This window comes from Salibacter halophilus (assembly GCF_008806325.1).
GTDB lineage: Bacteria > Bacteroidota > Bacteroidia > Flavobacteriales_G > Salibacteraceae > Salibacter > Salibacter halophilus.
In genome coordinates this window covers 449,343-460,409 of the sequence record NZ_WACR01000001.1, presented here as the reverse complement: position 1 = coordinate 460,409, position 11,067 = coordinate 449,343, and the positions used below count along the sequence as shown (strand labels likewise).

At 42.0% G+C, this 11,067-nt stretch carries 7 protein-coding genes and 1 tRNA gene; all 8 read right to left on the bottom strand.

All coding sequences use genetic code 11. The features are described 5' to 3' along the window. Window positions 1–324 precede the first annotated feature (324 nt). Window positions 325–2,250 (bottom strand): choice-of-anchor V domain-containing protein, encoded by a 1,926-nt coding sequence (locus F3059_RS02170; RefSeq protein WP_151166293.1) that lies wholly within the window; start codon window positions 2,248–2,250, stop codon window positions 325–327. A gap of 807 nt (window positions 2,251–3,057) precedes the next feature. Continuing rightward, window positions 3,058–4,143 carry an LptF/LptG family permease gene (locus F3059_RS02165; RefSeq protein WP_170264988.1) on the bottom strand — a complete coding sequence of 362 codons (1,086 nt, stop codon included), beginning with the start codon at window positions 4,141–4,143 and terminating at the stop codon, window positions 3,058–3,060. A 482-nt stretch (window positions 4,144–4,625) separates the two neighbouring features. Then, window positions 4,626–6,923 carry a T9SS type A sorting domain-containing protein gene (locus F3059_RS02160; protein WP_151166291.1) on the bottom strand — a complete coding sequence of 766 codons (2,298 nt, stop codon included), beginning with the start codon at window positions 6,921–6,923 and terminating at the stop codon, window positions 4,626–4,628. Window positions 6,924–7,599: 676 nt separating this feature from the next. After that, window positions 7,600–7,674 (bottom strand) — tRNA-Val (locus tag F3059_RS02155). A gap of 59 nt (window positions 7,675–7,733) precedes the next feature. Further along, window positions 7,734–8,954, bottom strand: a complete 1,221-nt coding sequence (locus tag F3059_RS02150; RefSeq protein WP_151166290.1) for a bifunctional folylpolyglutamate synthase/dihydrofolate synthase — start codon at window positions 8,952–8,954, stop codon at window positions 7,734–7,736. Then, complete coding sequence (locus F3059_RS02145; RefSeq protein ID WP_151166289.1) at window positions 8,951–9,805, bottom strand: energy transducer TonB family protein; 855 nt, start codon at window positions 9,803–9,805, stop codon at window positions 8,951–8,953. Before F3059_RS02145 ends, F3059_RS02150 begins: the two co-directional genes overlap by 4 nt. Further along, on the bottom strand, window positions 9,780–10,172 hold the full coding sequence (locus F3059_RS02140) for an ExbD/TolR family protein (protein WP_151166288.1): 393 nt from the start codon (window positions 10,170–10,172) through the stop codon (window positions 9,780–9,782). Before F3059_RS02140 ends, F3059_RS02145 begins: the two co-directional genes overlap by 26 nt. A gap of 2 nt (window positions 10,173–10,174) precedes the next feature. Next, window positions 10,175–10,870, bottom strand: a complete 696-nt coding sequence (locus F3059_RS02135; protein WP_151166287.1) for a MotA/TolQ/ExbB proton channel family protein — start codon at window positions 10,868–10,870, stop codon at window positions 10,175–10,177. Window positions 10,871–11,067: the final 197 nt, after the last annotated feature.

Sequence of the window (11,067 nt, the reverse complement as noted above, 5' to 3'; positions counted from 1 at the left end):
CTGAAAGCACTGATCGAAAGCGTCAGAAGTCCCGTCCCTTGCGGGCCGAGGATCTAAGTTCATCTAAGTCTTGACCTGCGTCAAGGACTTAGATTCACTAAGAGTCGAGAGCGTTCAAATGAAGTATATGGGGTTTTTGAGGGTCAGGTTTTTTATGAAGACTTTGGTTATTAATCCTAAATATGAGTTTACCGCGATCTATACTTAACCTAAACCTTGACCTAAACGCTAGATTTAGAATGTTTCAAATTTGGATACGAATTAAAAAAGGGTAAGCGAGCTACAACTCTCTTACCCTTAAATCTTCACAATGATATTTTAGTCCTAATTAATTATCAGGGCTTTTTTTCCTATGAAGTAGATGCCTTGTTCGAGGTCTTGTAGGCTGACTTTAGTTCTGTAATCTGTAAGCTTGGTCTCTTTTACAACCTGACCTGCTATGTTGGTGATTTTCACAACACCTAATTCAGAGTTGTTTTCGATGTAAACGTAATCGCTTGCAGGGTTTGGATAGATTTTAAACTGGTCTTTTTGATGCTCTGTAATGCCGGTTGGAATATCCTCTATTTCATATGAAGCAGTGTCCATGCATCCTGCAGCATCAGTTCCGGTTACGATGTAGTTTCCAGGACACAGATTGTCATTTACCGGTGTTGTTACGGTTGTAGGGTTGTTCCACTGATAGCTCATCCCAGAACTGCTGTTATCACCAGTAGCACTGACTTCGATATAGCCATTACAGTTTCCGTTTGTAGCATCGAGCAGGCTGTCTAGTTGAATCTGTAGCGGTGCGTTCGGTTCTGACAGTGAAAAACTATCAGATGAATTACATCCATTTGCATCTGTTACTGTAACGAAATAGTCACCTGCTATCAATCCTGATATTGTAGAGTCTGAATCTGTGAATCCGTTTGGTCCGATCCATGATACATTGAAAGGTGTTGTTCCACCGCTTATCGAAAGATCTATTTCTCCGTCACTTCCACCATTACAAGTTATATCTATCTCTGCAACTGAAGTGAGCGTTGGAGCGCCTATATCTGACAGTGAAGTGCTGAATACTTCAGAACAGCCATTATCATCACTAATTGTTACTGAGTAACTGCCGGCTGTTAATCCGCCAATGCTATCGCCTGACATACTGTTGCTCCACAGGTAGCTGTAAGGAGCTGTTCCATTTGATGGTGTGATGATCAGGCTGCCATCTGCGTTTCCACATGATGGATTATTTTCTGTAAAATTTGCCTGTAATCCGCTCCCTGTTGAGTTTACATTCAGAACCGTGTCAAACGAACAGCCGTTGTCATCTGTCACAGTTACTGCGTAGGTGCCGGGAGATAAGTTGTTGATCATAGCTGTTGTGTCCCCATTATTCCAGGAGTAGGAATAAGGTGTTGCTCCACCATTTATCGAAACAGAAGCTGATCCCGAAGCGCTCACACAAGTAGTACTGGTCGAATTTGCTGTGGCCTGTAGATTTGTTTGTGTTCCGACTTGATAAGAGTTCACTTCAGAATTCCCATCTCCATCAGTAATTGTTACAGTATATGTGCCAGCACATAAGTTGGTTACAGTATATGATGAACTACTGAAGGTTGTTGAGTTACTCCATGTTGAGGTGTAGTTACCACCTGTTCCACCAGCGATATTTACATCTATGCTTCCATTGCATGATGACGCGCAGGTTTCAGATGTAATGTTTTCACTTACGCTGATTAGTGGCAATCCACCAATAGAGGTGCTTGTTGTGTAAACGTTATCGCCTGTATTGCTGAAATTGTTGTTTGTTGCATTTCCAGCTCCGTAGAAATCGATTGTGCCCACATTCGTGCTTGGAGCTGTCCAGGTGAAAGTCCAACTACCTGTCGAACTACCACTGTTGTGTTCGATATATGAGCGGCCTCCCTGGTTAATTGTTTTAGTTCCGGTTCCTGTAGTCCAACTACCGGCCTGACTGTTGTTTGAAGCTCTAAGTGCTGCTAGTTGGAATCCGTTTCTGTTCGTAGGATTATCAAGTGAGTAGGTGATGTTGTAAGAGGCTCCCGGGTAGTAATCAGTTGGTAAGCCTGTGATTGTTATTCCTGAGTTAGGGGAATAGGTTCCACCGGAACTGTGACAATTAGCACAGGCATTAGGGACAGAAAAAGGAGATCCAGTAGCATCAGTTGATGGTCCGCTCGAGTTGCTCAATATTGAGATACCGATTATCAATGTAGCAGCAATAAATGCAAAGTGTACGAATTTTTTCATATGCTTAAATTTAGGTTTATTGTAGGTTGCGTATGTTGATAGTTTTAAGACGGTTTTTTTATTTGTTTTGGTGTATGGTGGGTTGTGGGTGTTGGATGGTTTGGTGTTATGAATTATGGGTTATGAGTGATGATTTTTGAGTTATGGATTGATAATGAGGTCAAGGTCGAGCTGAAAGCACTGACCGATAGCGTCAGTAGTCGAGGTTGAGAGAGTGAGAATGAGAGCGGAGAATGAGAGTCGAGTGTAGTGGAGATATGTTTTTTCGCTTTGCTCAAGAACGAAATGGGGAAATATGTTTTTCGCGGGGCTCAAAACGAGGTAGGAAGTTAAGGTTGAGGTTGAGGAGGAGGAGGGAAGTTCTAATAGTATACTGAGATTGCCAGGTGGTTAAGGTGTTAAGGGCCCCGTTACTTGCGTCACGAGGTTGAGGTTAAGGTTGAGGTGGAGGTGGAGGCGTTCAAATTTTACTTTGGGGTTGTTGGGTATTCAAGTTGTTAGTTGGTTTGAAGTTGGCTGGTTTGCAGTTTGGAAGTTGGAAGGTTGGGGAGTTTGTTTTTAAAGCGAAATACAGTGTGCCGAAAGCTTACCAGAGCGATGTCCTGAGTCTACCGAAGGATGAAGTCGAAATGCTGTGTTGAGAAAATAGTGAGTTAACAGGATATGTCCATTAGCTAATGGTTAAAAATTAACATCTGACTCTCATTTCTCTTCTCTCACTCTCTCATTCCCTCGCTCTGTTTACCGCTCTCATTCTCATTCTTCCCGCTTTGTTCTCTCCGCTCTCGCTCTGATTTCTTGTTCTAGTTATTTCGGTGCTTTGTAAAGGAGTATGGCTGTTATTATAGTATAGATGATATTTGGTATCCAGACACCGAGTATCGTGTTCATATCGCTTTGAGCTACGTAAACGAATGCCATTTGGCTGATCAGAATATAAGTAAAGCACAATAGCATTCCGAGTCCGATGTGCATTCCAATTCCGCCTCGTATTTTTCTACTGGCAAGGGAGAATCCCATTATTGTGAGTATGATCGAGGCAAAGGGGAATGCGAGTCTCTTGTGTTTTTCTACTTCGTATTCTTTTACCTGGCTACTGCCTTTGAATTTTTCGCGTTCAATGAAGTCGATTAGCTCTGCCTGGTTCATTGTTTGAACATCATTGAGCCATGATTTGAAGTCGCGCGGTTGAATGTTCAGAGCCGTATCTAGTTTGTTGCCAGAGTAGAGTTTTTCGTTTATTCCGTCAATTTCTCTAACGTGGTAGTTTTTGATTGTCCACAGGTTATCGGTTGAGTCCCATACGGCAAAGCTGGCGTTGAGTTTGTAGATGAGGTTCTGACCATCAAATTTTTCGAGTGAGAACTTGTAGGCAGTGTTTCGTTTGATGTTAAAGCTGTGAAAGTAGACGTATGAATTTGAGTCTATTTGAACGTGAGTGTTTTTTTTGTTGAAATAAGGTGCATTTCGGATGAATTTATTCTCAAAGTCGATGCGTACTTTATTGGCTTCCGGTATTACCCAAAAGGTCATGAGTAGGTTGACGGCAAACAAACCGATTGCTGTTATTACATAAGTAAGTAATAGTCGGTAAAAACTTACACCGCTGTTGAAAATGGCTATGATCTCGCTTTTTGACGCCATTTTTGAAGTAAAGAAAATGACTGATATAAAGACAAACAGGGCGTTGAATTGATTGATAAGGAACGGTACAAAATTGAGGTAATAATCGATTATTATATCCCACACTGAAGCTCCACTTGCCCTGTCATCAGTGAAGTCATCGATTTTTTCTGAGATGTCGAAAACGATGATGATAAAGGCGAGTATGAGTATGCTGAAGAGATAGGTTTTGAGAAACCTGCCAACTATGTATTTGTCGATGTGCTTCAACTGGTGATTTTGGGTGCAAATGTAGGTAGAATTTTGGTGAGGTTGAGGTTGAGGTCGAGGCGTTCAAATTTTACTTTGGGGTTGTTGGGTATTCAAGTTGTTAGTTGGTTTGAAGTTGGCTGGTTTGGTGTTTGATGGTTGGGTGGTTTGAGGATATTGATTATGAGTGATGAGTTATGAGTGTTGAGTGAGTTTAAAGTTTAATAGGTTAAGGTTGAGGTTGAGCTGAAAGTGCTGACCGAAAGCGTCAGTAGTCAAGGTTGAGAGAGTGAGAATGAGAAAGAGAGTGAGAGCGGAGTGTAGTGGAGATATGTTCTTTCGCTTTGCTCAAGAAGGAAATGGGGAAGCGGGGCTCAAAACGAGGTAGAGATGGGGGCGCTTTAATACAGGGGGGGCTAAAAAAGCCAAAAGCCTTTGGCTAATAGCGAAAGCTATCTGCCAGAGGCCTGGGCTAAATAAGCAGATGATTACTGGGGCGATGGTTAGTGAACGATTAGTTTTTTATTTTGTGTTTGTCCGTTTGAAAAGTAGGTTGTGATAATGTACACCCCGTTTTGGTCGAGTTGAGCGCGAGCTCGATCACCGGTGTTTATTCTGCTGTGTTCAAGTGCGAGTCTGCCAGTAATTGTATGCACCGTCATTCTCTCAATGTCGCTATTAGTAGTGTTAACGATTTCAAATCCATTATTTTTCGTGAGGTAAAGTGGTTCTTTGATGTTGTCATTCATTTCGGTCAGACCCGTTGGTGGGTCAACCGGAGCTGCTTTCGTAGCGAAGAAAGAAAGTACGAATCTGTCATCGTAAGTCCCGGCACTGTCGAGCTGCAGAGTAACAGCATTGCTGTCATTCAGTTCAAAACGTTGAATAGTTTTTAAATCGTGTAGATAAACTTTGTAATTATCAGGCCAATTAAGCAGGCTGTCGATTGATACTGTTATCTCATTGTCAGATCCAGTCGAGAGGCCAATCGGTATAATTTTTTGTTCTTCTTCCTCAAGATTTAACACTGATTGAAATACCATATATTGATCGTCCAAAATGGAGTAGAAGTTGAATCCGTTAGAATTTTCCAATTTTTTAGCATCGTAAAGATTATCCATTCCGTTTTCAGCCATCGGATCAAAGTAAACTCTGATATAATCTGAAAGTGAACCCTGCTCGATTTGGAGGTAAGCACCAGCGGGGTCGAAGTTGTTCCCACCGGATCTGAGTGTGATATTACTTGCATGATCACGCATCGAGTTAGAAAAACTAATGGTACCGTTGTTTACAGCGTCAACCCAAAAACCCTGAACAGATGACATCAATTCATTGTCGGTATTGTTTTTAGTAATGTACTGCGCATTTGGGCCATCCCAGAAGTAAACTGCGTTTGCAATATTGCCTGCACCACCATTGTAGTTTTGGCTGAGGAAGTCCTGGATGTTAATTGGAGATGGGTATGGATTACCAACGAGGTTCCAGTCGTTTCCGCCCCAAGAACCGGGAGTTGAGTTGTTTGTAGTTTCAATATTAATAGAATAGTCACCATTGTTAATGACATTGTTCTCGAATAATCGCTGGGGGTTCACTTTGCCGGGAGCAAAATAACCGCGACCAATATCCATAATGCCATCAGCGTCCAGGACCATGTGGTTGTTCCCAAATGAATAGGGGCTATTGCTGTGATCGTTTGTTGGGTTAAGGGTTCCAAAGTCATATTTCCAGGATTGAGAAGATGTTTCAAAGGCAAAGAGATCATAGAGGTTTGCATCATGGAATACTTCTACAATTGATTGATTGGGCATTGGAGCACTCCATTTGTTGTAAACAGTTTGTTGGGGTGTTCCTGCTTTAAAGAGTCTGTATGTACCAGAACCATTATTTTGATAGGTGTTTCCTGTTTGTACGAGTGAAGCACCATCCTCTATGATGATGAGTCCCTCATTCATTATGCTGTCGTCAACAGTCACATGCTGTGATCCTCTAATAGTAAGAGTTGCCGTCTTATTTACTAATAGTGATTTGGCAATGATAGAGGAGCCTGTAAGAGTGAGATCATCTAGAACCTGAGCATGTAGAGAAGATGTTGGTGTTCCGTTATTCCATGATCCCTGATCAAAAATCGTCACGTTAGTTATTTCACCGGATGGAGTTTGTGTAGCGAGATAGATGGGAGAGTTTGTTGAACAACCTGAGCAGCCGTTTATATTTCCCTGATTTTGGTTGAAGAAGTTACCACTGTAATTGACAGATCCTGAGCCGGTAATTTGTGTACTGTTTGTGATGTTAGCACCATGGTTTATGTCTAGCTCTCCATTTATCTCTACAGAAGAACCACCCTGAAATGTGATGGTTGCATTATTTTGGCCATTCATGTCTCCGTTAAGAATGAATGTGCCATTATTGGTAAAAACAAGGTTGTTATTGAAGGAAAACTCACCGTCTTCTTCAATGATTAATGCTCCAGAGCCATTAATAGTGATAGTTAAACCATTGTTTGAAGTAATAAGACCTGCACTATCTACTCTTATCGTAGTATTGATATTCCAACTTTTGTTATTTCCGGCTTCTAGTTCACCATTTGGACCAACATATATGTAGCTGCCACTATTTAAGTTCAAGTTGTTTAGTGAAAAGTAGTGATACACGAAAATGGAGTCATTTCCCCAGGACGGAGAACACCCACAATCAGAGCCGTTTTTTGTATAGCTCCAGCTATTTGATCCTATACTGTGATATTGAGTGCCAAAAAGGAATAGAGGTGTTATAGCAAACAATGACAGCAGTATCTTTTTCATAGTTAAAAAAATTATTTCAAGGTTTTCGTCCAAAAACTGTTCTTTTATTCATGTTATTGGTTAAAATACTGTAAACCAGTCTTTAATTTTGTTTGGCGTCCATTCACTGATTCCCTTTTTGGGAAAAACGATGTTGTTTGGGAATGATGAATGAGTTTTGGGGTTATGGATTATGAGTTATGAATGATGAGTGTTGAGTTGGGTGGTTTGTAGTTTGGAAGTTTGAAGGTTGGGGAGTTAGGAGGTCCCGTAGCAAGTCTGGGATCTAAGTTCATCTAAGTCTTGACTAGCTTCAAGTATAATGTCTAAGACCCCGTTCCTTGCGTCACGAGGGTCTAAGTTCATCTAGTCTTTGACGTGGTCAAAGAGCAAGATTCACTAAGATTTGGAGGTTTGGTGTTATGAATGTTGAATTATGGATTATGAGTGATGAGTTGAGAGTAGAGTGAGAGAATGAGAGGGAGAGCGGAGTGGAGATATGTTCTTTCGTGAGGCTCAAAACGAGGTAGCGAGTGAGAGCGGGAATGAGAATGAGAGCGTGGGAGTACGAGGTAGAGGCTGATGTTGAGGAGGAGAGAAGTTCTAATGATATTTTGAAATTATTGGGTGCTTAAGTTGTTAAGGTTGGGCATAAAAAAAGGTTCATCCTTGTTTGAATGAACCTTTTTGCGTTCTGTGGGCGATACTGGATTCGAACCAGTGACCCTCTGCTTGTAAGGCAGATGCTCTGAACCAGCTGAGCTAATCGCCCCTGTTTTTGTTGAACGGGCTGCAAATATAGAACAACTCTCAATAGTCGCAAATACTTTTTTAAAAAAGTGGTAAAATTTCTGCTACCACGAATGTGGAGCCGCCAATATACAGTACGTCAGATGGGTTCATTTTCTTTTTTGCCCCTTGAAAAGCTGCCTCAACAGAGCTGAATTTTTCGGTGTTTAAATTATTGGCTTTGAATAGCTTTTCGAGTTCATCAGCATCCATCGCTCTAGGAATATCAGGTGAGCAGAGGTAGTAAAATGCATCTACAGGAAGCAACGGAATAATTTTTTTCAAATCTTTATCTGAAACACTCCCAAAAACAATATGAAGCTGATCTGCATCTTGCTTTCGTAGCTGAGTCATTGTCGACCTGAGTCCATCTTCATTGTGAGCTACATCAGTTACGATGAGTGGTTTTTCCTGCAAGATTTGCCAGCGTCCCATTAAACCGGTGTTTTTCACAACGTTTTTTAGTCCGGCTGTAAAGTGTTTATTCTCTAGTTTATAATTTGTTTTATCGGTCAGAACCGAAAGAGCTGTCGTAGCGGTTTCAATGTTTTCCTTCTGGTAATTCCCTAAGAGATCAGTTTGAAGTTGAGTAGGTTTTGCAGGGAATAGCTCTGCGTTCTTTTCATTGGCTATTTTTTCGATTACTGTAAATGCGTCAGGATGCATTTTTCCCGTAACTATTGGAATGCCTGATTTGATGATTCCGGCTTTTTCTCCGGCAATTTTCTCAATTGTATCACCCAGAAACTGACTGTGATCGAAACCGATGTTCGTGATAACTGATACCAACGGAGTGAGGATATTGGTAGAATCTAGCCTTCCACCCATTCCAGTTTCTATTACGGCTATATCAACTTTCTCCTGCCTGAAGTACTCGAATGCCAGTCCGACTGTCCACTCAAAGAATGAAGGTTGAATTTTGTCTAGCTGATCGCGGTTCTGACCAACAAAATCAATAACGAAGTCTTTTGAAACCGGCACTCCATTAATTTTAACTCTCTCGCGAAAATCCATGAGGTGAGGAGACGTGTATAGACCGACTTTATAACCGGCTTCCTGTAATACAGACGCCATCATGTGAGCCGTTGATCCCTTGCCGTTAGTGCCTGCAATGTGTATTGATGGAAAATTCTTTTGCGGTTGATCCAGCGCTTCCATCAGTGCGATAGTATTGCTCAAATCCGCCTTGTAAGCTGATTTTCCCTGCCGCTGATACATGGGCAGTTGCGAGAATAAAAAGTCGAGAGTTTGCTCGTACGTCACCTCTGAATGAATGTATAAGTGATGCTACCTCTTTGCTCAAATGGCGCATCGGGGTTCGATTGCCATTTCGTTTTTAAGGCTGCCTGAATTGCACGTTTCGTAAGGCAATCGGCAGAGTTTGTCGTTCCTTTTCCAACATCAGCATCGACCGTGTTTCCGTTGCGATCTACTTTGATGTCAATTACAACTTTACCGTTTTCGTTGCAATCATATATTGGCTTTGGCTTGGTCAGAGCCTTGCGATTACCGAGTGAGTAGTTCCCGTTTCCGCCACCTCCACCGGAGTAGGCTTCACCGTCAGTTCCATCAATCTGACCTTTATCGCCAACAGCGTTATCATCGTCACCTTCAGATCCACCGCTATTTTCTTTAGCATTTTTGAATTTATCGAGCGCGCTGTTGAGTTCTTCGCTGATTTCGGGTTCTTCTTCAACCGGTTCCTGAGTTTCCTCGGTTTCTTCAGTCTCGGTTGGTTCTTCAGTCTCTGTGGTTTGTTCCTCAGTTTCTTCCGGTACTTCGATCGTTTCGGTATTGTCTTGCGTCACAACTTCTTCTTCAACCGGATTCGTCTCAGGTTGTGGTTCAGGTTGGGTAGTCTCCTCCTGAACCGGTTGTTCATTGACTTGTTGCGATTGGCCTACGTTTTCTGGCTGTGTATCTCCGCTACCTGTTTCGGTAGTACCAAAGTTTACTTTAATTCCCTGCTCGGGTTTGGGGATAGGATATTCGAGTCCGGCAAAAATAAAGATCAACAACAAGGCCACGTGGACGATAATGGTTCCGACCAGTCCCTCTCTTTTGTATTTATTTTCCCAAACCTGCATGTTATTTGCCTCGAGTAGCGAGGACAACCTCGTATTTGTTTCGCTGGGCGATATCCATCACGTAAACAACGCTTTTTACATCAACCGCTTCATCGGCTCTGAGTATTATCCCCGGTTTTTCTTCAGCACTCAATCTCGCTTTTAAGCGTGGCTCGAGCTGTTCTTTTTTAACGAGATCAGTATTGATGTAGTATTTGTGATCTTCTGTTACCGTAACAGAGATGTTTTGTTTACCAGTTGTTCGCTGTGAACTTTTTGGCAAGAGCACCTTCATCCCGTTTGGGCTGATCATCGTTGAAGCGATGAGGAAGAAAATGAGCAACAGGAAAACGATGTCGGTCATGGACGACATGTTGAACGCTGTGCTGACTTTATTTCTGGATTTTATAGCCATAATTAAGCGGGTTCTTGAAGCATATCAGTGAATTTCACTGTGAGCTCGTCCATTTTAAAAGTTACTTTATCCAAACGTGAAATGAGGATATTGTAAGCCAGGTAAGCGATAATCCCGATTACGAGTCCGGCTGCAGTAGTAACCATCGCCTGCATAATACCACCAGATAATTGATCCAGTTCAACACTGTTTCCTGAAGAGTACATTTCGTGGAAAGTATTTATCATCCCGATTACAGTACCTAGAAACCCGATCATTGGTGCAGCACCAGCGATTGTTGCTTCTGTACTAAGCGATTGTTCCAGCTTTGTTACTTCGAGCTTTCCTTCACTTTCAATTGCCATTGCAATATCTGGCATCGGTTTTCCAATTCGGTTAATTCCTTTTTCGATCATTCGCGAATACGGAGAGTTGTCGTTACGACAAGCTCCTTTTGCTTCTTCGAGATTTCCATTGAGAACATTGGTCCGAACCTGTTCCATGAACGAGGTGCTCGATTTCACAACCTGGTTAATGGCTCTGAATCGTTCAATGAAAATGTAAACAGCAATTACAGACAATATACCGAGGGGTCCCATTATGTACCATCCTCCACCTGCGATGAGTTCGAGAATGCTCAGGGTACCTTCTGTTGTTTCTGATGCTGCGGCAGAAGCTGTGTCTGCTCCGGTTGAAATTTGACTGATGATAAAATTCATTTCGCTCAATATTTGGCTCAAATTTAAGAACGGTTGGCGGAGCTGGTTAGTGTGTTGAGAAAATTAAATCACAGTGGGGTGTTGAAAAGAGTAATGAGAGTGTTATGAATTATGAGTTTTGAATGATGAATGATGAGTTGGGAGGTCGAGGTCAAGGCTGAGGTGTAAGGGTTTGGTGTTGGGGAGTTTGATAGTTT

What these genes read in the sequence shown, in the direction of transcription:
- F3059_RS02170 (WP_151166293.1), bottom strand. Translation starts at nt 2,250, where the DNA reads ATGAAAAAATTCGTACACTTTGCATTTATTGCTGCTACATTGATAATC.
- F3059_RS02160 (WP_151166291.1), bottom strand. Translation starts at nt 6,923, where the DNA reads ATGAAAAAGATACTGCTGTCATTGTTTGCTATAACACCTCTATTCCTT.
- F3059_RS02140 (WP_151166288.1), bottom strand. Translation starts at nt 10,172, where the DNA reads ATGGCTATAAAATCCAGAAATAAAGTCAGCACAGCGTTCAACATGTCG.
- F3059_RS02135 (WP_151166287.1), bottom strand. Translation starts at nt 10,870, where the DNA reads ATGAATTTTATCATCAGTCAAATTTCAACCGGAGCAGACACAGCTTCT.